The organism is Phenylobacterium sp. J367 (assembly GCF_024699985.1).
GTDB lineage: Bacteria > Pseudomonadota > Alphaproteobacteria > Caulobacterales > Caulobacteraceae > Phenylobacterium.
Map to the genome: position 1 here is coordinate 3,114,521 of NZ_JAJONA010000001.1, position 20,775 is coordinate 3,135,295.

Sequence of the window (20,775 nt, forward strand, 5' to 3'; positions counted from 1 at the left end):
CGTGACACGAGCCTCACCCGCCAGCGCCCTGAACCGGACCTGGCGGGCGGAGCCCCAGGCCCCGCCCGACCTGGAGCAGCCGCTCAAGGCGCGCATCCTGATCGTCGACGACGACGAGCGGAACGCGTTCGCGGCCGTCCAGGCGCTGGAGGAGCTGGGTCATGAGCTGGTGGTCGCCAAGTCGGGCGAGGAGGCGCTCAGGCGCCTGCTCACCGAGGAGTTCGCCCTCATCCTGCTCGACCTGCACATGCCGGGCATGGACGGCTACGAGACGGCGGCGCTGATCCGGTCGCGCAAGCGGACCAAGGACACGCCGATCGTCTTCCTGACGGCGATCTTCCGCGACGAGGCCCATGTCTTCCAGGCGTATTCGGCCGGGGCCGTGGACGTGGTCTTCAAGCCGGTGGATCCCTTCATCCTGAAGTCCAAGGTGACGGTGCTCACCGACCTCTACCTGAAGACCGAGGAGGTGAAGCGGCAGTCGGCCTACCAGCAGTGGCTGCTGGACGAGCACGCGCGGGTCAAGGCCGAGAAGGACCAGACCGAACGCGCGCTCCGCCGCACCGAGGCCCGGCAGGAGGCGATCCTGCAGTCCATGCCGATCGTCTTCACCTCGCGCAGCATCGAGCCACCCTACGCGCCGCAGTTCGTCTCGGAGTCGGTGAAGGACATCACCGGCTTCCCGGCCCGCCGGTTCCTCAACGAGGCGGAGTTCGGCACCAGCCGGATCCACCCCGAGGACCTGGACCGCGTGATCGACTCCTTCGCCCGGGCAGCCCAGACCGGCCGCTATTCCTGCCAGTTCCGGTGGCTGTGCGCGGACGGCCAGTACAAGGTGCTGCACGACCAGGGCGTGATCGCCCCCAGCGTCGACGGCGAGCCGCGCGAGATCTTCGGCGTCATTCTCGACGCGACCGACCGTCACAGCCTGGAAGAGCAGCTCACCCAGGCCCGCAAGATGGAGGCGGTCGGCCAGCTCACCGGCGGCGTGGCCCACGACTTCAACAACCTGCTGACCGTCGTGCTGGGCAACATCGACATGATGGCCCGCAAGGTCGAGGACGATGCCCGGCGCATGCGCCGGATCGACGCGATCCGCCAGGCCGCCGAGCGCGGCCGAGACCTCACTCGGCAGCTCCTGGCCTTCTCACGCCGCCAGCATCTGACCCCCGTGACCGTCGACGTGAACGTGCTGATCAACGACTTCGCGCCGCTCCTGCGCCAGGCGGTGGGCGAGGCGGTCACCGTGGACCTCGCGTTCGCCGGCGAGCAGCTCTGCGCCCACGTCGATCCCACCCAGCTCGAGACCGCGCTGCTCAACCTCGCGGTCAACGCCCGCGACGCCATGCCGGGCGGCGGAACGCTCTCCATCCGCACCCAGCGACAGGACGGGCAGATCGGCATCGATGTCTCCGATACCGGTGTCGGCATGACGCCTGAGGTCCGCGAGCGGGTCTTCGAGCCCTTCTTCACCACCAAGGAGGTCGGCAAGGGCTCGGGCCTCGGCCTCAGCCAGGTCTACGGCTTCGTCCAGCAGTCCGAGGGCGAGGTCAGGCTGGAAAGCGCGCCCGGCCAGGGGGACAACCTTCCAGCTCCTGCTGCCCGCCTCCTCGAACCCTGCGGAGCCGGTGAAGCCGGCCGAGCGGGTCAAGACCATCGAGGGCGGGAACGAGCGCATCCTGGTCGTCGAGGACGACGCCACGGTGCTGGCCCTGACGACGGACATGCTGGCGGCGCTTGGCTACCACGTGACCTCGGCCACCAACGCCGCCGAAGCGCTGGAGGTGATCCACACCGACGCGCCGATCGACCTGTTGTTCACCGACGTGGTGATGCCGGGCGGCGTCAGCGGCGTGAGCCTGGCGCGCACGGCGCGCGAAATCCGCCCGGACCTGCGCGTCCTGCTCACGTCCGGCTTCGTGGGAGAGGGCGCGGTCATCGAGGACGCGGAGTTTCCGCTGCTCGACAAGCCCTACGAGACGGCGCTGCTGGCTGCGAAGCTGCGGAAGCTTCTCGACAAGCCGCCGGCGGCTGGCCGGCGCAAGAAGTCCCGCGCCGCGGCGGCCGAGTAGGGCTCAGTCCTTCGCCAGCGACCGGAGCGCGGCCGACAGCCGGCGCGCCCGCTGCCGGCTCATCTCGGCGTCGCGTTCGCCCGCCTCCAGAGCATCGGCCATGGCGTCGAGCTGTTCGGCCCGCCCCTCGGGGGCGAAGGCGTCGGCCAGCATCGACGCTTCCGTGATGAGGTCGTCGCGCACGTCGGGCGGACAGGCCGCCAGCAGCGCCTTGTCGAAGCTTATGATCTCGGCCGTTCCCGGAGGGTCGGCCCGTCTGGTCGCACGTTCCATGGGCCCTCGCTTGGCCCGGTAATCCACCAATGAGGTTCAGGTTCCTACAGCGAAGGCCTCCAGTCGGACCTCGTACGTCAGGCGTCCGCCGGGCGGCAGACGGGCCATCCCCGTGTCCGTCCCTGGCGGCCAGATGTCGGCATAGGGCTCGGCGAGATTGAACTGCGGCTCCACGACGACGAACGCCTGGTCGGCCGGCGCGAAGACCTGAACGGCCTTCACCTCGGGCGACGAGGTGCGCAGCCGCAGGCCGACCGCGGCCGCGGGATCGAGGACTTCCGTCACGACCTCGTCCGCCTCGCGGCGCAGGCCGGTGAAGCAGTCGTCCATGTAGAGCTCGCCCAGGGCGGCGCCGTCCGGGCCGCCGAAGTCGTAGGCGCCGCCCGCGGGTGGGCGCCAGGCGTCCGGTGGGAAGCACCTCGTCGTAGTCGTTAACCTCGGCGCGCAGGTCGGCCGGCAGCCGCAGGCGGGCCTGGGCGCGTCGGCCGCTGGGCAGGCGCAGGTAGGGGATGCCAGCCGAGGCCCAGGGGCAGGGGGCCTTCGCCGGCGTTGCGGGCGTCGATCCGGAGCACGAGCCCGCCGCGCTCCAGCCGGTATTCGAAGTCCAGATCCACCCGGCCGGGCCAGCGGCCGCCGAAATCGCCCGCGGCGAGGTGGCCACGGATGCGATCGGGTTCCGCCTCGAACGGAACCTCCGCGTCCAGCAGGAAGCCGTGCATCGCGTACTGCTCGGCGCCAGCGGCCTTGCCGCCCCAGTTGCGGAGCAGGCGTACAGGGCGGCCGTCGATCAGGGATTCGATCTCGCGGGCGCCCGGCAGGGCCCGGCCGCGGATGCGATTGGCGAACGGCGCGAGCAGGCAACCGCCGAAGGTGAAGCTCCGATTGCCCGCGAAGTCGTCCTCGCCACCGGAGAGCGCCTTCGCGGCCTCGGCCGGCGCCGGAGCGTGGATCGCATCGACGATCTCGCCGGACGGCAGGCGGAGGCTCGCCTGCAGAAGCATCATCCCGCGCCCCGGCAGGACGGTGGCGTCTAGGATCGCCGGGCCGGCCGGCGGCGCGTCGGCCGCGGTGATCGTGACGACCGGCGCGCCGCCGATCTGAAGGTCCGAAGGTGTTGCGGTCACGGGCGGGCTCTCGCGGAGGCGTCCGCGGCAGAGTAGACCGCAACCCCTGGCCGGAACTAGAAGGCCTGCGCCAGCCAGTCGCGGAGAGCTTCCTTGAGCGTGCGTTGCGTCGTCCAGGCCCAGGACCAGCTTGGTGAAGGCCCCGTGTGGGCCGCCGCCGAGGAGCGGCTCTACTGGTTCGACATCAAGGGCAGGCGGCTGAACTGGTTCGAGCCCGCCACCGACGACCGCGGCACGTTCGAGCTGCCGGTCAGGGCCAGCGCCGGCGTCCCCGGGCCAAAGGCGGCCTGCTGGTCGCCAGCGACGCCGGCCTGGTGCTGTGCGACCCGCGGGCCGGGACCATGGAGATGCTGCAGGCCTACGACCTGGGCGAAGGCTTCCGGACCAACGACGGCAAGATCGATCCGCAGGGGCGCTTCTGGTGGAGCACCATGGACGACAACGGCGGCGAACGGCCGGGCGCCGTCTATCGCACCGACGCGGGCCTCGCGACGAAGAAGGTGCTCTCCGGCATCCACATCCCGAACACCGTGTCGTTCAGTCCCGACGGCAAGCTGCTCTACATGGCGGATTCCAAGCTGCAGACGATCTTCGTCCACCAGACCGACGACCTGTCGAAGGTCCGCGAGTTCGCCCACACCCGTGGCCAGGCCGCCTCGCCGGACGGCTCGGCCGTCGATGCGGAGGGCTATCTCTGGACCGCGCTGTGGGGCGGCGGCCGGATCGTGCGCTACGACCCCTTCGGGCGGGTCAACCGGATGATCGAGGTCCCGGTCAGCCAGCCGACGAGCTGCGCCTTCGGCGGGCCGGACCTCTCGACGCTCTACATCACCAGCGCCTGGGACGAGCTGCCCGAGGCCGCGCGGGCGCGGCAGCCGCTGGCCGGAAGCCTCTTCGCGTTCGATGCGGGCGTGAAAGGTCTGGCGCTTCCGGTGTTTGCCGGCTGAAGCTGACGGAACGGATGACCGGACGGGGGATTGTGACCGCATGGATCGGGGATCGAAACCAGCCGTCCTGGTGACGGGCGGGGCCGGCTACATCGGCGCTCACACGGCCAAGGCGCTGGCGGAGGAGGGGTACTTCCCGGTCGTCTTCGACAGCCTGAGTTCCGGCTTCCGCGAGGCGGTGCGCTGGGGCGCTTTCGTGCACGGCGACATCCGCGACGCCAGCGGCTTGGCGGACGCGATCGAGACCTACGGCATCCGCTCGGCGATCCACTTCGCGGGCCTCATCGAAGTGGGACGCTCGGTGCAGAAGCCGGACCTCTTCTGGGAGCACAACGTCGCCGGCACGGTCACCTTGCTGACGGTCATGCGGGACATGGGCGTCGAGCGGCTGGTCTTCTCATCGTCCGCGGCGGTCTACGGTCAGGGGGCGCGGCGCCCTCGAGACCATTCCCGAGGATGCGCCCAAGGCTCCGGCCAGTCCTTACGGGGACACTAAGCTCGCCTGCGAATGGCTGATCCAGGCGCAGTGCCGCGCCTATGGCCTGAGCGCCGTGGCGCTGCGGTACTTCAACGCCGCCGGCGCCGACTCCTCGGGCCTGATCGGGGAGGCGCACGAGCCGGAAACCCATCTGATCCCGCTGGCCATCGCCGCGGCGCTGGGCGACGGCAAGCCGCTGACCATCTTCGGCGACGACTTCGACACGCCGGACGGCACCTGTCTGCGCGACTACATCCACGTGACCGACCTGGCCGCCGCGCACGTGGCGGCGCTGAAGGTCGCGCTGCCGGACGGCGGCTACGAGGCGGTGAACGTCGGCACGGGCGTCGGCGCTTCCGTCCGCGAGGTGGTCGAGGCGGTCGGCCGGGCGGCGGGCCGCCCGGTGCCGCACAGCATCGGCCCGAGGCGGGCCGGCGATCCGCCGAGCCTGGTGGCCGATTCGGCGAGAGCCGCAGCGTTGCTGGGCTGGCGCCCGGTGTGCTCGAGCCTGGACCAGATCGTGGCCGACGCGCTCCGGTGGGAGTCCCGCCCCGCCTACGGCGCCGGCGTCCGAGCCGGCCGCGGCGCGGCCAAGCCCAGTCCGGCCGTCTAGTTGCAAGCGTAACGGTCGACGGCGCCACCTGGGCGAGAGTAAGGTTTCTACCTGTGGGCGGTTATGGCTTCGCGACAGCCCGCGAAACGTGTAAGCGCGACTGTAAGCTTGAAGGGGCGTGGTTCCAGTTATGGTCCGGACCGACATTGAGCGTGCGAGGGAACTCGCTCAGGAACTCGTCGATGTCCTCGCGGCCTACGAAGAGGAACTGATCGCCCTCGAGCGTGAGACGCCGGCGCTTGGGCCGTTGCGTCGCGCAGTGGGTATGGCGGTGGCCGAGGCAGTCTATCTGATCTCGGACGGCGCCCCGCCGCACTAGACGAGAGGACGATAGCGTAACCATGGCCCGTAAGTCCGAGGCTCTTGCCGATCCTGTCGATATCGCCGTCGGCGCGCGCATCCGTCTCCTGCGCAAGGTCCGTGGCCTGTCGCAGCAGGCGCTGGCGGAGGCCGCCGGCGTGACCTTCCAGCAGATCCAGAAGTACGAGCGCGGCGCCAACCGCGTCAGCGCCTCGATGCTGTCCCGGATCGCCCGTACGCTCGGCGCGCCGGTCTCCGAGATGTTCGGCGAGGTCGGTCCGGCGAGCGGCGCCATCGACGAGGTCGCGGCCCTGCTGGCGGAGCCGGGCGCGCTGGAACTGCTCAAGGCCTATGCGCATCTGCCGAAGGGGCCGCCGCGCTCGGCCCTCGTGGACTTCGTGCGCACGCTCGGCGACAAGCAGCCGAGCTGATCCCCCTCAGGAGTCGTCCATGCGTCCGTTCCTTCGCGTCCTCTTCCTGGCCGCGGGGCTGCTGACGGCTGCGCCCGCAGTGGCCGCGCCGCCGACGCCTGCCGAGGCGAAGATGATCGCCACGGTGAAGGCCGAGCATGAACGGAACGTCGCGCTGCTGGAGCGGCTCGTGCGGGTCAACTCCGGGACGATGAACCTGAAGGGCGTCGAGGAGGTGGGCCGCATGCTGCGGCCCGAGTTCGAACAACTTGGCTTCGAGGTGCGCTGGATCCCGATGGCGGAGACCGGCCGCGCCGGCCACCTGATCGCCACCCACAAGGGCAACGGCCGCGGCAAGCGGATGCTGCTGATCGGCCACCTGGACACGGTCTTCGAGCCCGACAGCCCGTTCCAGGGCTGGAAGCGCGACGGCGACACCGCCGAGGGGCCTGGCGTCGGCGACATGAAGGGCGGCGACGTGATCATCGTGGCGGCGCTTCGGGCCATGAAGGCCGCCGGCACGCTGAAGGACGCCGACATCACCGTCGTCCTGACCGGGGACGAGGAGAACGCCGGCAGCCCGATCTCGGTCTCCCGGCGCGACCTGATCGACGCCGCGCGGGCCAGCGACGTGGCGCTCGACTTCGAGGGACTGTCCCGGGAGAACGGCCGGGACATCGGCTCCATCGCGCGACGCTCGTCCAACTCATGGAAGATCCGGGTGAAGGCGAAGTCCGGCCACTCGTCCGGCGTCTGCACCGAGACCATGGGCTGCGGGGCGAACTACGAGCTTGGCCGGATCATTGAGGCGTTCCGCAAGGAGCTGCCCGAGCCCAACGCCACGGTGAACGTGGGCATGATCGCCGGCGGCGCCGTGACGAAGGCCAGCGAGGGTGACAGCGGCGTCTCCGCCATCGGCAAGACCAACATCGTCTCCGGCGAGGCGATCGCGCTGGGCGACATCCGCACCCTTTCCAACGAACAGGAGGCGCGGGTCCGGGCCAAGATGAAGGCCATCGTGGCCCGGCCGCTGCCGCACGCCGAGGCCACCCTGGGGTTCGACGAGGGCGGCTATCCGCCCATGGCGCCCAGCGAGGGCAACAAGGCCCTCCTGCGCAAGCTCAACGAGGTCAACGCGACGCTCGGCCTGCCGGAGATGCCTCAGGGCGACCCGGCGCGGCGCGGGGCGGGGGACATCTCGTTCGTGGCGTTCATCGACGGCCTGGTGGGCCTGGGCATGGCCGGGGAGGGCAGCCACGCGCCGGGCGAGACAGCGGACCTGAAGAGCCTCGACATCCAGGCCCAGCGCGCGGCGCTGCTGATGACGCGGCTCTCCAAGGAGCCGCGCGGCAAGCGCTAGGCCGCCACGGCCTCAGAACGCGATGATGCCCTGAACCATCGGCACCCACGCGGACAGGCCCGCGGTATAGGGCGTGAAGACCCCGCCGTAGGGCGAGTTGACCACCCGCATCAGTTCGGCTTGCAGCCACATGCGCTCGGTGGGGACGACGTACCATTTCAGGCCGACGGCCGCCTCCCAGGAGTCCCGGAACTCCCCGAACACCCGCGAGCCGCGGCCATAGGCCATCAGCGTCTTCGGCATGATGAAGGCCGCCGCCGACAGCTCGAAGCCGTGGTCGAACATCTCCTGGATGGGGATGGGGCCGTCCGCCTTGAAGTCGTCCACCCAGCGGAAATAGTACTGCCCGTTGACCGACCACCCGGCCTTCTTCAGGCCCCCGTCGATCGCCCACATCCGGTAGGTGGCGTTGTCCACGGTCACCCCCGGCGCGAAGGCCCCGGTGGCGAAGGTCAGCACGCCGTCCGAATTGTGCATCGAGGTGTTCTCGGGGCTCGACTGGTCGAGGTCAGAGAAGCGGTCTTCCCGGGCCCAGGTGTACGACGTGCCCAGGCGGATGCGGAGGTCCGGTGTGGCGTAGTAGTCATCGTACATGTTGCGGGACTTGCCGGGCGGGCCGTAATCGCCGAGCGGCTCCCACCAAAGGCTGCCGGCCGCCATCAGGTTCTCGTCGATCTTCGCCGCCGAGATGTTGAGCGTGTTCAGCCCGTTGCCGATGAAAGCCAGGTAGTGGAGGTCGTGGGGCAGATCGCCCTTGGCCCAGATCCCCTGGGTAAAGCCCGGCCGGAAGAAGTTGTCGGCCATCGTCCGGTCGGTGGACTGGAAGAACGGGAAGGTGTCCACCAGCGACCGGCTGCCGGGCACGCCGGTATAGCCGCCGGTCAGGGTGAAGGCGTCGCTGAACTTCCAGCCGATGGTGCCGGCGATGACGATGGAGTTCGACCCCGCCGACGTCCACACCGTGGTGCTGTAGCGCAGCCTGGGATCGAAGATGTAGCCGCCCAGGATAAACATGGTGCGGTTGACGGTGATGTCGTTGCGCAGGTTGACCGCGCGCTCGGCGCCGAGGTGGTCGGTGAAGGTCTCGTCGCCCGAGGTGGTGTTGAGGTACCGGACCTGGCTGTTGATGTTGTACTTCAACAGGAACGGGACCTGGGCGTCGCCGGCGGTCTGCCAGATGACGATGCCGTCCTGGTAGCGGTCGGCCAAGTGCTGGGCGACCGAGCTGTCGGGCGGCGGCGCCACGGGCGCGGTGGCGACCACCAGCGGCGGCGCCGGCGCCTCCGGGGGCGGCGCGGTGGGCACGGGCTGAGCGGCCATCTGCTGCTGCAGCCGCTCGAGGCTCTCGGTCAGCGCCTTCTGCTGGTCCTGCATGGCGCGGAGCTGCGCCTGCAGGGCCGTCACCTGGGCCTGCAGCTCGGCGGGCGTGGCTGGCGCAGGCTGGGCGTGGGCGCCGGTCGCCAGCAGCGTGCCGAACGCGCCGAGCGTGAGGCCGAGCCCGGGGCGCGCGCGACGGCGGTCGCGCGTGCCGGGCCTGAGCTGTTCGCCGGTCCGCGACACCGGCGAGGCCTCAGCAGAGCGTCAGGGAGACGGCCAGGCCGCCTTCCGACGTCTCCTTGTACTTGGAGTTCATCTCCTTGGCGGTGAGCGCCAGGGCGTCCACCGTCGAGTCGAAGTCCACCCGCCGGTTCAGCGGGACCTCGTTCTTGGCGATCAGGTAGCCGGTCCAGGCCTTGACCGCCCCGAAGGCGCAGCGCTCGATGCAGGGGATCTGCACGAAGCCGGCGACTGGATCGCAAGTCATGCCGAGGTGGTGCTCCAGGGCGCCCTCCGCCGCATTGGCCGCGACCTGCGGGCTGTCGCCATAGGCCTGGGCGATGGCCGCCGCGCCCATGGCGGAGGCCACGCCGATCTCCGCCTGGCAGCCGCCCTCGGCGGCCGACAGCGTGGCGTTGTGCTTGCAGAGATAGCCGACGATCGCTCCGGCCAGCAGGGCGTCGCGGAGCTTGTCCTTCGACATCTTCGCGCCCTCTGGGCCGAGGGAGTAGATCACCGCCGGCAGGACGCCGGCCGAGCCGCCGGTCGGCGCCGTGATCACCAGGTGGCCGCGGGCGTTCTCCTCCGAGCCGGCCAGGGCGTAGGCGGAGACCAGGCCGATGGCGCGCCGCGCCGTGCCTTCCTGCTTCTGGGCGTTCTCATAGACATCGTGCGCCTTGGTCTTGAGCTTGATCGGTCCCGGCAGGGTGGAGGTCGGCGCGCCGAGTCCGGTCTTCACCGTCGCGTCCATGGCGCCCAGGATCTTGTCGAGGAAGGCGTCGATCTCGGCATCGGTCTTGCCGGAGATCGCCGTCTCGTTGGCGCGGGCGAACTGGGCGAGGGAGAGGTTGTCCTTCTTGCAGTACTCGATGACCTGGCTGATCCGCTCGTAGGGATATTTGGGCGGGTTCTTCTTCGGCGGCTGGTAGCCCTTCCACTCGATGAAGCCGCCGCCGACCGAATAGTACTCCTGCTCCAGCAGCACCTTGTCGCCGGCCATCAGCTTGCAGGTCATGGTGTTGGCGTGCGGGAAGTCGCCCTTCGGCGCGTCGTAGATGATGTCCTTCAGGGAGACCGGGATCTCCTTATTGCCCACCTTCACCTTGAAGGTCTGGTTCGGGTTGGCCGCCAGCCCGTCGAGGAAGGCGGGGTCGGTCGTCGCCGGCTCCATGCCGATCAGGCCGGCCAGGCACGCACGCTCGGTGCCGTGACCCTTGCCCGTGGCGCTGAGGCTGCCGAACAGGTGGACTTTCAGGTTGTCGGCCTGGTTCTGCTGCTCGGCCGGCAGCTTGGCGGCCCGCTGGTAGAAGTCGTAGGTGATCCGCATCGGCCCGATGGTGTGGGACGAGGAGGGGCCGGGGCCGACCTTGTAGAACTCGTCGATCAGGGTCATCACCGGACCCTTGGACTTCTTCACCACGTCGAGGCTGGGGTCGAGCTTCGTCAGACCCGCGTTGCCGCCGGGCGCGGGCGTCGAGATCTGGGACACGTCCCGGGGCGCACAGCCGGTCAGCGCGCCGATGGCCACCGCCATGGCGCTGCGCACCATGAAGGCTCGGCGGTCGGATCCCGGCGGCGGCTCGCGGTCGTCGAGCTCCGGAACCGTCACGACGTCGACGTCTTCGATCATCCTATCCATGGTTCTCACCCCACCTTTACGGGGAAGGCGCGCCGGCCTTCCGCGTCCCGAGGCTATGGGGCCATGGCGTGTCGGCGGCTGCCGCCGCCACGCCCCTTGGAACCAAGTATTCAGAAGAGGGTCGCGGGCGGGCATCGGGTGAAGACCCGAGGCCAGCGGGGGGTGCTTCCCGGGTCGAGTGAGCCTAAACCGGCTGGCCCAGGGCCTTGAGCGCGCGGTCCTTCACGCCCTTGTAGTCGACCTTGCCGTTCGGAGCCCGGCCGATGGTCTCGACGAGCACCAGTTCGCGCGGCACCTTGTAGCCGGCCAGTTGCGACCGGACGTGGTCGGACAGCTCCTGCAGGCCGGGGACGGCCGCGCCCTCGGGCTCGACCACGGCGCAGATCCGCTCGCCGAAGCGGGGGTCCGCGACGCCCACCACGACGGCGTCGCGGACGTCGGGATGGGTCTTCAGCGCCTCCTCGACCTCCTCGGGGAAGACCTTCTCGCCGCCGGTGTTGATGCAGACCGAGCCCCGGCCGAGCAGCTTCAGGGAGCCGTCGGCGTTCACCTCGGCCCAGTCGCCGGGCACGCTCCAGCGCTGCCCTTCGATCTCCCGGAAGGTCTTCGCCGACTTCTCGGGGTCCTTGTAGTAGCCGGCCGGCAGGAAGCCCGTGACCGCCACCATGCCGCGCTCGCCGGAGCCGGCCTCCACGCGGCGCCCCTCCTCGGTGAACACCGCGCAGTTGGGGCCCAGCATGAAGGCCGCCGTCTGGGCCTCCATGCCCGGCGCGGAGGCCGACGCCCCCAGGCCGACGGCCTCGGACGAGCCCAGGCTGTCGTAGATGATGGCGTTGGTGACGTGGCTGAGCAGGCCGCGCTTGTTCTCCTGGCTCCACATGGAGCCCGACGAGCTCATTGCGCGGATGTTGGAGAGGTCCCAGCGGCCGGGATTGGCCTCCAGCGCCTCCAGCATCGGGGTGGAGAAGGCGAGGCCCACCAGGACGATGGCGGTCGCCTTCAGCCGCTCGGCCTCGTTCCACAGCTCCACGGCGTCGAACTTGCGCGAGGGCAGGGTGGCCACCGCGCCCCCCTGGTTGAGGGCGATGAAGGCGGAGAACTGGCCCGTGCCGTGCATCAGGGGGCAGGCGACCAGGCTGACCGGGAAGAGGTGGTCCGGCGCCGTGATCCGGCCGATCAGCTCCTCCACCGAGACGCAGGGCAGGAGGCCGAGCGCCGCGTTGCCGCCGGCGCCGATGACGTTGAAGAGGTCGTCCTGGCGCCACATCACGCCCTTGGGCATGCCGGTGGTGCCGCCGGTGTAGAGCAGCAGGAGGTCGTCGACGCTGCGGCCCCAGGGCGCCTTCACTGGCCGCTGGGCGGGGACCTTGCCGACGATGGCCTCATAGTCGGCCGCCCAATCCGGCGCCGCATGGCCCGGCTCGGCGACCGCGATCCAGCGCTTCACCTTGGGCAGCCGCGGCCGGACGCTCTCCAGGACCTCGGCGAAGCCGGCATGGAAGACGATCGCCTCGGCGTCGGCGTTGTCGAAGAGGTAGACCAGCTCCTCGGGGCCGTAGCGGTAGTTGGTGTTCACCGGGGCGAAGCCGCCCTTGAAGGCCGCGAAATAGGTCTCGAGGTACTCCGGGCCGTTGAACAGGAAGGCGGCGACCTTGGCCTGTCGGCCCAGGCCCGCGGCGATCAGGTCGGCGGCCAGCGCGTCGGCGCGGGCGTCGAAGTCGGCCCAGGTGAGGACGCGGGGGCCCTGGATCTGCGCCGGCCGGTCCGGCTGGGCCGCGGCGATGGCTTCCCAGACGTCGGCGAAGGTCCACGCTGTCACCGCCGCTTCTCCCATGTGCTTGTCGTTGTTCTGGGAAGTTGGCGGCTTGCCGTGACGGTATGTCAACGCCGCGGAGGCGGGGTCAGACGGGGAGCGCCGTCGTCGACTTGATCTGCTCCATGGCGAAGGCCGAGCTGACGTCGGCCAGGGGCACGCGGGCGATCAGCTTGCGATAGAAGGCGTCGTAGGCGGCGATGTCCTTCACGCGCACCTTCAGGGAGGTAATCGGTGTCGCCGGAGAGCCGATAGAACTCCACCACCTCCGGCATGGACGAGGCCGCGTCGGCGAACAGGTCGAGCCACTCCTGGTCGTGGCGGTTCGTGCGGACCGAGACGAAGACCGCCAGGCCGAGGCCGAGCTTGTCCGGATCCAGCAGGGCGACGCGGCCGGTGATGATCCCGGCGTCGGTCAGCCGCTTCACCCGCTTCCAGCATGGCGTCTGGGAGAGGCCGGCCCGCTCCGCCAGCTCGGCGATGGGCGTGGTGGCGTCGGCCTGCAGCTCGCGCAGGATGCGCCGGTCGATGGCGTCGAGAACAAAGTCCATCTTGCTCACCTAGAAAGGAGAACAGAATTCTACAGTGGGCGTCTGAGATAGCGGAAGCAGATAATGATCTCCTCACCGCTCGGCGGCATGATTCCCGGGCTGACCGATTCCTGAGGGGCCAGATGCTCGACCGCTTCACCGACCACCCGACCGCCGTGGGCGAAACCTACACGGAGCACGCCGTGCACGCGGGCGGCTTCGGGCTGGAGCTCGTGACGGCGGGCCTGGCCTGCCTGACGCACGCGATCTTCCCCTGGATGTTCGAGGACTACGCCAGCCGCAAGGTGAAGGCGCTGCACGCCCGGATGTCGAGCCGCCGTGCGCCGCTCGACCTCACCGGCTGGGTCGGCGACGGCCTGGGCGTCTAGCCTCGCTTCGGAAGCGCGATGCCGCTCGGGTCCACGGGGCGACCGTGGACCTGCATGTTGTGGCTGTGGGCGAGCTGGTGGAGCGCGAACGCCGTGCCCATGGCGCCGACGCGCCCTTGCGCGTCCTCCGCGGCGTTCACCGCCTCCTTGGCGAGCTTCAGCGCGAACATCGGCTTCGTGGCGATCCGTTTCGCGAGGTCCAGCACGCGGTCCTGAAGCTCCTCCGCGGGGACCACCTGATTGACCATGCCGAGCGCCCTGGCCTCGTGCGCGGTCAGCCAGTCGGCGGTGAACAGGAGCTCCTTGGCCTTCCGGGGCCCGACCTCCCAGGGATGGGCGAAGTACTCCACGCCGCCCACGCCCAGGCCTACGGTGTTGTCGCAGAAGAGCGCGTCCTCGGCGGCGACGATCAGGTCGCAGGGCCAGGCCAGCATCAGCCCGCCCGAGATGCACTTGCCCTGCACCGCGGCGATGGTCGGCTTGGGGATGTTGCGCCAGCGCTCGGAGAGGCCGAGGTAGATCTCCTTCTCACGGGCCATGCGGCCCTCCGCACCCGCGCAGCCGAAGCCGCACCAGGTCCCCACCGGCTCGAAGGGCGCCATCTGCTCGGCGATCTCGCCGCCTTCCCGGAGGTCGTGGCCCGAGGAGAAGTGCGGGCCCACGGCGGCCAGGATGATCACCTTGGTGGCGTCGTCGCGCGCCGCACGGTCGAAGGCGTCGTTCAGCGCGTAGAGCAGGCCGGTGTCCTGGGCGTTGCGCGCCTCCGGGCGGTTCAGGACGATCCGGGCGACGTGCTCGGCGGGCGTCTCGTAGGCGACGGGCGTCTCTGGCATGGCGGCTCCTCCGCCTGCGACTAGAGCGCGGCGGCGGGACGCTGTCACCTCAGTGTCCGGCGGCCTCGGGCGGCGGGGTCTGGGGCGCCGGCTTGGCGAAGGGCACGATCAGCAGGGCCGCCAGGAACAGCCAGGCCATCAGGCGGAAGGTGTCCTCGAAGGCCAGCGTTGCGGCCTGGCGGCCGACGACATGGCCCATCTGCGCCTGGGCGATCGCCAGCGCGCGGGAGGCGTCGGGCGTCCAGGCGAGCGCGTTCTGGGTCAGGCCCTGGACCATGGCGGCGGCCTTGTCCGGCGCCTCGCCGAGCGCGGACGAGAGCGCCAGGGTGTGGGCGCGGGTGAAGTCCTGCAGCCAGGTGTTCACCACCGCGATGCCGATCGCCCCGCCGAGGTTCCGCATCAGGTTGAACAGGCCCGAGGCGTACCGCAGCTCGGACGGCGCGACCCCGTTCAGCGCCATGCCGACCGCCGGCACGATGCACAGGAGGATGGCCAGGCCGCGGATCACCTGCGGCCAGAACAGCTCGGCGAAGCCCCACTCGGCGGTGATGCCCGAGAACATCCAGAGCGCCAGGGCGAAACCGGCGAAGCCCACCGCGATCACATAGCGGCCGTCCACCCGGGTGGAGAGCCGGGCGGCGATCGGCGCGGTGATGGTCATGGCGAGGCCCGTGACGAAGACGGTCACCCCGATCTGCAGGCTGGTGTAGTCGCGCACACGGCCGAGGAAGACCGGCGTCAGATAGGTGGCGGCGTAGAGGCCGAAGCCGATCACCAGGTTCAGCACGCAGGCCATGACGAAGGTCGGACGCCGGAACGGCGTCAGCTTCAGCACCGGCATGGACGAGAAGAAGGTCCGCTCGAAGAAGACCACCGCCGCGACGAACGACAGCCAGCCGGCCACGGCGACCCGCTCGTCCAGGAACCACTCGTGGCGCGGGCCTTCCTCGAGCACGTACTGCAGCCCGCCCAGGAAGACCGCGAGCGAGGCCACGTGCAGCCAGTCGATCCGGCGCAGCATGGACGGGTTGGCGTCGTCCACCTTGCCGAGGAAAGGCAGGGCGAGGGTGACGGCGATGCCCGGGACGATGTTCATGAAGAACAGCCAGCGCCAGTCGGCGACCTCCGTGACCCAGCCGCCGACGCTTGGGCCGAGGGTGGGGGCGAGCGTCGAGACCATGCCGAGGATCGCCGGGATCATCGCCCGTTTCGGCCCCTCGAACATGGCGAAGCCGGTGGCGAACACCGTGGGCACCATGGCGCCGCCGGTGAAGCCCTGGATGACCCGGAAGAAGATCATCGACTCGATGTCCCAGGCCAGGCCGCACAGCAGGCTGGAGAGGGTGAAGAGCCCGGCGGAGAGCGTGAACAGCCAGCGGGTGGAGATCGCCTGGGAGAGGAAGGCGGCCAGCGGGATCATCACGATCTCGGCCATCAGGTAGGCGGTCTGCACCCAGGCGATCTCGTCGGGCCCGGCGTTCAGACCGGCCTGGATGGAGTTCAGGCTGCCGGCGACGATCTGGATGTCGAGCAACGCCATGAACTGGCCGAAGGCCATGAGGCCGAAGATGAGAAGCTTGCGGCCTTCCGGCAGGGCGGCCGGCGAGGCGGGCGCGCCGCGGCGGCGGGGAACGATGCTGCAGTCAAGGTCCGCCCCTTGTGTCGGCCAGGTCGTAGGATTATGTACGTCATATAAAGCGGAGCCGCGGCATGCGCTATAGCGACACCCACAAGGAAGAGACCCGGAAGAAGGTGCTGAAGGCCGCGGCCGGGATGGTCAGGTCCAAGGGGCCGGACGGCGTGAGCGTCGCCGAGCTGATGGCCGAGGTCGGCCTGACGCACGGCGGCTTCTACGCCCACTTCGCCAACAAGGAGGCGCTGGTCGCCGCGGCGGTCACCGAGGCCTTCGAGCAGAGCCGGCGGCGCTTCGTGCGCATGACCGAGACGCTCGATGGCCCGTCGGCGCTCAACACCTTCATCGACGCCTATGTCTCCGAGGAGCACCGCGCCAACCCGCAGCGCGGCTGTCCGGTGGCGGCGCTGGCGTCGGATCTCCCGCGGCAGGGCGCGATGGTGCGCAAGGCCTTCGATTCCGGCGTGAACGGGATGATCGAGCGGCTGGCCGCCTGGCTGCCCAATGGGCGCGAGGCCGAGCGCAAGGGCCTGGCGACCTCGATGCTGGCCGAGATGGCGGGCGCGGTGTCGCTGGCCCGCGCGGTCTCCGACGACAAGCTGGCCGGCGATCTGCTGGCCGAGAGCCGCAACCGCATCAAGGCCCGCGTCGGCCTCACGGAGACCCCGCAATGAACGCCGTCACCCCGAAGGACCAGATGACCGGCCTGGAGCAGCTCCGCGCGGTCTTCGACGCAGCCCACCCCGAGCGCGGTCCCGGCATCGGCAGGACGCTGGGCTTCACGGTGGTGGAGCTGGAGGAGGGCCGGGTGGTGTTCGGCGGAACGCCGGACGAGCGGGTCTACAATCCCATCGGCACCGTGCACGGCGGCTATGCCGCCACCCTGCTGGACTCCGCCGTGGGCTGCGCCGTCCATTCCATGCTGAAGGCCGGCCAGGGCTATACGACCCCTGGAACTCAAGGTCGCCTACCATCGGCCCCTCACGAAGGACACCGGGCCGGTCCAGGCGGAGGGAAGGGTGATCCAGCTCGGCCGCCGCGCTGCCTTCGCCGAGGGCAGGCTGACCGACGCCGCGGGCAAGGTCTATGCGACGGCCACCTCGACCCTGCTGGTGTTCGAAAAGTGAAGCCAGAGCCGCACATCGAGGCCGCCCAGGCCCTGAAGCCGAAGCGGCGCCTGCCGCGCGGCGTGCTGGTGGCGGGCGTGGCGGTGCTGGTCGCCGCGGCCGGCGTCGGCTGGCTGCAGGTCTCGAAGCCGTCGGCCACGACCGACAACGCCTATGTGAAGACCGACACCACGGTGGTGGCGCCACGGATCCGCGGCCATGTCGCCGAGGTGCTGGTGGCGGACAACCAGCCGGTGGCCGCCGGCCAGGTGCTGGTCCGCATCGATCCCGAGGAATACGCCGCCCGGGTGGCGGCCGCCCAGGGCGACCTCGCCATGGCCGAGGCGCAGGTGCGCGCGGCGGAGGCGGCGCTGGCCCGCCTTGGCTCGGAGGCGGCGCTGGCCGCCGCGTCCGTGCGCGAGGCGGAGACCGGCATCCGCGCCTCGGACGCCGAGGCGGTCCGCGCCCGGGCCGACTGGCGCCGCTACGAGGTACTGGTGAAGACGGGCTACGCGCCCCGGCGCGACGCCGACCGCGTGGAGGCCGACGCCCTGGCCGCGGAGGCCGCCGCCGACCGTAGCCGTGCGGCGCTGGCGGTCAGCCGGAGCCAGGCCGATGTCACCCTGCGCCGCCGCGGCGAGCTCGAGGCGGCGCTCGCCCAGGCGCAGGCGGCCCGGGCCAAGGCGGCCGCGGCGCTGGACCTGGCCGGCCAGGATCGCGCCCACGCGGAAATCCGTGCGCCTGTTGCCGGGGTGGTCGGCGACCGGCAGGCCAACCTCGGCGACTATGTCCAGCCCGGCTCGCGCCTGTTGGTGCTGACGCCGCTGAACGACCTCTACATCACGGCGAACTTCAAGGAGACCCAGACGGCGAAGATGCTGAAGGGGCAGCCGGCCGAGGTGAAGGTCGACGCCCTGCCGGGCGTGACCCTGACGGCGCAGGTGGAGAGCTTTGCGCCGGGCACGGGCTCGGAATTCGCGCTGCTGCCGTTCGAGCCGGGGACCGGCAACTTCACCAAGATCGTCCAGCGGGTGCCCGTCAGGCTTCGCTTCGATCCGGGCCAGCCCGGGCTGGAGCGCCTGCGGCCAGGCCTCTCGGCCAAGGTCACCGTGCGGCTCGACGGGAAGACCTGAGCGGGAACCGCCGCGGCGGGCCCACGGTTGCTCCCTTCCGACGCCGCGCGGGCGGCGGACGCTCTGGAGGCGCGACCATGGCCAATCTGGCCGACAACGACCGTTACGACACCTATTCCCGGGATGCCGGGCGCCGCGACGTGGGCGTCACGGCCTTCCTCTGGGCCGCCTGGGCGGCGGCGGCCGTGTTCTGGGGGTTCCTGCTGACGACCGCCTACGGGATCGTCCAGGCGCTGGGCCATCCCTCCGACGGGCTTGATGCGGGCGAGGCTGGCGTGGCCGGCATCGGATGGATGACCATCAACATGGTCGGCGGACTGGTGATCCTGGGCGGCGCGCTGGCCTGGGGGGCCTACCGGTATGCGAGCCGTGACCGGGGCCTCGACCCCGTCACCGAGGCCTCGACGCATGCCCTCTACGATATCGTCGAGCGTCAGGGCGGCGACGACCTGACGAGCCGCTCGCCCGAGGCGCGAGAGCCCTTCGAGCGCGACGCCTTCCGCTCCGCCGAGCGTGATATGCGATGATTCAACCGAGGCGCGACGCTCTGGCGCGCTCTAGGAGTGGCGCGCCTCGCTGCGTGTGCCTAGGATAGCGAAAGCGACTCAGCCCTCGAACGTGCGTCGGGGCGGGCGCCTGAATATTAGCTGGGGGAGCCCAATGGCCGACACCAAGAAAACCAACGCCCTGCAAAAGCCGCTTACGCCGTCTTCCGAACTGGCCGCCGTGGTCGGTTCTGGTCAGCTGTCGCGTGGGGAAGTGGTCTCCAAGATCTGGGACTACATCAAGAAGAACAACCTGCAGAATCCTGCGAACAAGCGCGAGATCGTCGCCGACGCCAAGCTGAAGCCGGTCTTCGATGGCAAGGACAAGGTCTCCATGTTCGAGATGAACAAGCACCTGGCCAAGCACCTGAAGTAGGTCGGCCGGGGACGGGTTCGCCCGTCACTGCCTTGGAAGCCCCGTCGACCTGCCGGTCGGCGGGGTTTTTCTTTGCCGATCAGTCCCTGGGAGCCGAAAGCTTGCTGCGGACGCGATGCTCGACCCGCGTCAGGCCCTGGCCGACGTCCGGCGCGGCGTTCACCTCGCGCAGGAAGGCCTGCAGGTCGGCGGTGTCGATCCGCCGGACGGGCTTGGCCCGCGACCATTCATGCCCGATCAGGCCGCCCAGGCGGCACGCCTGAACCTTCACCGCCGCCTTCTGCGCGGCCTGGGCCTTCGCCACGAGCCGGTCGACCACGGAATTCCAGTTCGGCTCACCGGGCATGCAGGTCCACGGGAGGCTCTTGCACTCGCCGGTCCAGAAGCGCTGGTTCCAGCGGGCGTGGATGGGGCTGTCGAAGGCCGCGGGCGCGCCAGCGCGCAATCGGCGCGGACATAGGGCTGGGCCAAGGCGGGCCATGCGGCGATCGCGGCCGTTGCTGCAGCCGCCCAGGCTGCGACCCGGACCATTCAGTTCCTCCCTGGCCGCGACGCTAGCACGGCCTCATCCGGCCGCCATGGCGCCCAGCGCCTGCATGATCGCCGGTCCGATCAGTACAACGAACAATGGTGGCAGGATGAAGGTGATCATCGGCACGGTGAGCGTGGCCGGCGGGCGCGCAGCCTATTCCTCGGCCTTCATCGTCCCGGTTCTCGCACTGACCTGCAGGGTCTGGAGGATCAGGCGCGAGGCGTCGACCAGGCCGCAGAGCAGCAGGAGCAGAAGCGGCGCAATCAGCGCCAGCTCCACCGCGGCGGGCGCCGGTCGCGCGCCGGCGCGCCCAGCAGAATCGCCGAGGACCTCCCCACCGTGGGACTTTCCGATACTCGCAGAAGAACAACGCCGGATTCTTCGGCCGGCGCGCACGGCGTGCGTGCGGTCACAACCAGTGCCGGGAGGCGAACTGGGCGACCCCCGCAAGATGTCTCTGACACAAGCCGCTGATTCTCAGTCGGTACACGGACATCAGCCGAAGCTCGTCAGCCTACGGTGCACTGAAGCTGTGCTGTATCGCGCCAAATATCGATGCCTGATGATCTTCGCGTTTGGCCACAGGATCACGGCCTTGGCGCCCGCACGGGCGCTTGGTGAATGTGGCTAAACCTTGTCAGTGCGACAACCCGCCACAGTCTAACCAAGTCTTCGCATGAAGAACGGGGGGTCTCCCTGCGTCTTCCTGCCTCACTATGGGTAGGCCGGAGGCGGAAGAAACGACTCGGTGTAACGAGTTGGTAAGAGACTCCTGATGTGCGTAACGGGTGCGAAAAGCACCAGTTGTGTTCTTAGCATTTCGTTTTTCTTAGCTGACCGACCGATCCGGGCGCCTACACTGCACAAGGTGGACTAATGGGTATCTCCAGCCTCTCGACGCAGCAGATTGCGGCGCTGTCGGCAGCGACAATCCAAAGCCTGTCCACGACGGACATGAGCCAGCTGTCATCGGCCCAGTTGGGGGCGATCAGCACGACCGGCATCACTGCGCTGACCAGCACCCAGGTGGGCGCGATCTCGTCGGCGACGGTCAAGGGGCTCAAGGCCGACCAGATCCCCCTACTTCCAGAACGCGGTGGTCTTCGACACCACCCAACTGGCGGTGTTCAACG

The 20,775-nt window shown here is 69.8% G+C and carries 22 protein-coding genes and 3 pseudogenes; 14 read left to right on the forward strand and 11 right to left on the reverse strand.

The genetic code is table 11. From position 1 onward, the window contains the following. Position 1: 1 nt before the first annotated feature. Together LRS04_RS16670 and LRS04_RS16675 are read left to right on the forward strand one after the other, a co-directional pair. Positions 2-1,519: pseudogene (locus LRS04_RS16670) on the forward strand (response regulator); the annotation flags it as partial. Positions 1,520-1,724: 205 nt separating this feature from the next. Then, positions 1,725-2,072, forward strand: a complete 348-nt coding sequence (locus LRS04_RS16675) for a response regulator (protein WP_257819159.1) — start codon at positions 1,725-1,727, stop codon at positions 2,070-2,072. Positions 2,073-2,381: 309 nt separating this feature from the next. Here the strand turns inward: LRS04_RS16675 and LRS04_RS16680 are convergent, their stop codons facing one another. Then, positions 2,382-2,675: a hypothetical protein gene (locus LRS04_RS16680; RefSeq protein ID WP_257817310.1), complete on the reverse strand. Its 294-nt coding sequence runs from the start codon at positions 2,673-2,675 to the stop codon at positions 2,382-2,384. Positions 2,676-2,776: 101 nt separating this feature from the next. Beyond that, entirely contained in the window at positions 2,777-3,469 is a 693-nt protein-coding gene (locus tag LRS04_RS16685; RefSeq protein WP_257817311.1) for a hypothetical protein, read from the reverse strand. 144 nt (positions 3,470-3,613) lie between these two features. Between LRS04_RS16685 and LRS04_RS16690 the strand changes: the two are divergent. The 6 genes and pseudogenes from LRS04_RS16690 (at position 3,614) to LRS04_RS16715 (ending at position 7,577) form a co-directional block, all read left to right on the forward strand. Further along, positions 3,614-4,416: pseudogene (locus LRS04_RS16690) on the forward strand (SMP-30/gluconolactonase/LRE family protein). Between the two features lie 40 nt (positions 4,417-4,456). Next, positions 4,457-4,912: an NAD-dependent epimerase/dehydratase family protein gene (locus LRS04_RS16695; RefSeq protein ID WP_257817313.1), complete on the forward strand. Its 456-nt coding sequence runs from the start codon at positions 4,457-4,459 to the stop codon at positions 4,910-4,912. Continuing rightward, positions 4,863-5,507 carry an NAD-dependent epimerase/dehydratase family protein gene (locus tag LRS04_RS16700; protein WP_257819160.1) on the forward strand — a complete coding sequence of 215 codons (645 nt, stop codon included), beginning with the start codon at positions 4,863-4,865 and terminating at the stop codon, positions 5,505-5,507. The genes LRS04_RS16695 and LRS04_RS16700 overlap by 50 nt, the downstream gene beginning before the upstream one ends. A gap of 130 nt (positions 5,508-5,637) precedes the next feature. After that, positions 5,638-5,826, forward strand: coding sequence for a hypothetical protein (locus LRS04_RS16705; RefSeq protein ID WP_257817314.1), 189 nt, complete (start codon positions 5,638-5,640; stop codon positions 5,824-5,826). A 22-nt stretch (positions 5,827-5,848) separates the two neighbouring features. Beyond that, complete coding sequence (locus LRS04_RS16710) at positions 5,849-6,238, forward strand: helix-turn-helix domain-containing protein (RefSeq protein WP_257817315.1); 390 nt, start codon at positions 5,849-5,851, stop codon at positions 6,236-6,238. A 19-nt stretch (positions 6,239-6,257) separates the two neighbouring features. Further along, the gene (locus LRS04_RS16715; protein ID WP_257817316.1) at positions 6,258-7,577 is read left to right on the forward strand and encodes a M20/M25/M40 family metallo-hydrolase; all 1,320 of its coding nucleotides are present in this window, start codon (positions 6,258-6,260) and stop codon (positions 7,575-7,577) included. A 12-nt stretch (positions 7,578-7,589) separates the two neighbouring features. Here the strand turns inward: LRS04_RS16715 and LRS04_RS16720 are convergent, their stop codons facing one another. From LRS04_RS16720 to LRS04_RS16735, 4 genes and pseudogenes are all read right to left on the reverse strand, one after another. Further along, a complete protein-coding gene (locus LRS04_RS16720; RefSeq protein WP_257817317.1) occupies positions 7,590-9,137 on the reverse strand; it encodes a hypothetical protein in 1,548 nt (515 codons plus the stop codon). A gap of 10 nt (positions 9,138-9,147) precedes the next feature. Then, positions 9,148-10,743: an L-serine ammonia-lyase gene (locus LRS04_RS16725; RefSeq protein ID WP_257817318.1), complete on the reverse strand. Its 1,596-nt coding sequence runs from the start codon at positions 10,741-10,743 to the stop codon at positions 9,148-9,150. 193 nt (positions 10,744-10,936) lie between these two features. Next, positions 10,937-12,571, reverse strand: coding sequence for an AMP-binding protein (locus LRS04_RS16730; RefSeq protein WP_257817319.1), 1,635 nt, complete (start codon positions 12,569-12,571; stop codon positions 10,937-10,939). Positions 12,572-12,653: 82 nt separating this feature from the next. After that, positions 12,654-13,116 (reverse strand): annotated as a pseudogene (locus tag LRS04_RS16735) (Lrp/AsnC family transcriptional regulator). Positions 13,117-13,238: 122 nt separating this feature from the next. Here LRS04_RS16735 and LRS04_RS16740 point away from each other — a divergent pair. Further along, the gene (locus LRS04_RS16740; protein ID WP_257817320.1) at positions 13,239-13,484 is read left to right on the forward strand and encodes a DUF6356 family protein; all 246 of its coding nucleotides are present in this window, start codon (positions 13,239-13,241) and stop codon (positions 13,482-13,484) included. On the opposite strand, the gene LRS04_RS16745 is transcribed toward LRS04_RS16740, so the two are convergent. Together LRS04_RS16745 and LRS04_RS16750 are read right to left on the reverse strand one after the other, a co-directional pair. After that, positions 13,481-14,317 carry an enoyl-CoA hydratase gene (locus tag LRS04_RS16745; RefSeq protein WP_257817321.1) on the reverse strand — a complete coding sequence of 279 codons (837 nt, stop codon included), beginning with the start codon at positions 14,315-14,317 and terminating at the stop codon, positions 13,481-13,483. The genes LRS04_RS16740 and LRS04_RS16745 overlap by 4 nt on opposite strands. A gap of 49 nt (positions 14,318-14,366) precedes the next feature. After that, a complete protein-coding gene (locus LRS04_RS16750) occupies positions 14,367-15,953 on the reverse strand; it encodes a DHA2 family efflux MFS transporter permease subunit (protein ID WP_257819161.1) in 1,587 nt (528 codons plus the stop codon). A gap of 74 nt (positions 15,954-16,027) precedes the next feature. Here LRS04_RS16750 and LRS04_RS16755 point away from each other — a divergent pair, with 74 nt between their 5' ends. From LRS04_RS16755 to LRS04_RS16775, 5 genes are all read left to right on the forward strand, one after another. After that, entirely contained in the window at positions 16,028-16,624 is a 597-nt protein-coding gene (locus tag LRS04_RS16755) for a TetR/AcrR family transcriptional regulator (protein WP_257817322.1), read from the forward strand. Positions 16,625-16,900: 276 nt separating this feature from the next. After that, the gene (locus tag LRS04_RS16760; RefSeq protein ID WP_257819162.1) at positions 16,901-17,077 is read left to right on the forward strand and encodes a PaaI family thioesterase; all 177 of its coding nucleotides are present in this window, start codon (positions 16,901-16,903) and stop codon (positions 17,075-17,077) included. Positions 17,078-17,160: 83 nt separating this feature from the next. After that, positions 17,161-18,189, forward strand: a complete 1,029-nt coding sequence (locus LRS04_RS16765) for an HlyD family secretion protein (protein ID WP_257819163.1) — start codon at positions 17,161-17,163, stop codon at positions 18,187-18,189. Positions 18,190-18,266: 77 nt separating this feature from the next. After that, a complete protein-coding gene (locus LRS04_RS16770; RefSeq protein WP_257817323.1) occupies positions 18,267-18,716 on the forward strand; it encodes a hypothetical protein in 450 nt (149 codons plus the stop codon). A gap of 133 nt (positions 18,717-18,849) precedes the next feature. After that, a complete protein-coding gene (locus tag LRS04_RS16775; RefSeq protein ID WP_257817324.1) occupies positions 18,850-19,110 on the forward strand; it encodes an SWIB/MDM2 domain-containing protein in 261 nt (86 codons plus the stop codon). A gap of 79 nt (positions 19,111-19,189) precedes the next feature. On the opposite strand, the gene LRS04_RS16780 is transcribed toward LRS04_RS16775, so the two are convergent. The 3 genes from LRS04_RS16780 to LRS04_RS16795 all read right to left on the reverse strand — a co-directional run bounded on the left by LRS04_RS16780 (position 19,190) and on the right by LRS04_RS16795 (position 20,697). Beyond that, entirely contained in the window at positions 19,190-19,591 is a 402-nt protein-coding gene (locus LRS04_RS16780; protein ID WP_257817325.1) for a hypothetical protein, read from the reverse strand. 204 nt (positions 19,592-19,795) lie between these two features. After that, positions 19,796-19,921 carry a TadE/TadG family type IV pilus assembly protein gene (locus LRS04_RS27015; protein ID WP_308238164.1) on the reverse strand — a complete coding sequence of 42 codons (126 nt, stop codon included), beginning with the start codon at positions 19,919-19,921 and terminating at the stop codon, positions 19,796-19,798. A gap of 575 nt (positions 19,922-20,496) precedes the next feature. Then, positions 20,497-20,697, reverse strand: a complete 201-nt coding sequence (locus LRS04_RS16795; protein WP_257817326.1) for a hypothetical protein — start codon at positions 20,695-20,697, stop codon at positions 20,497-20,499. Between the last annotated feature and the right edge of the window lie 78 nt (positions 20,698-20,775).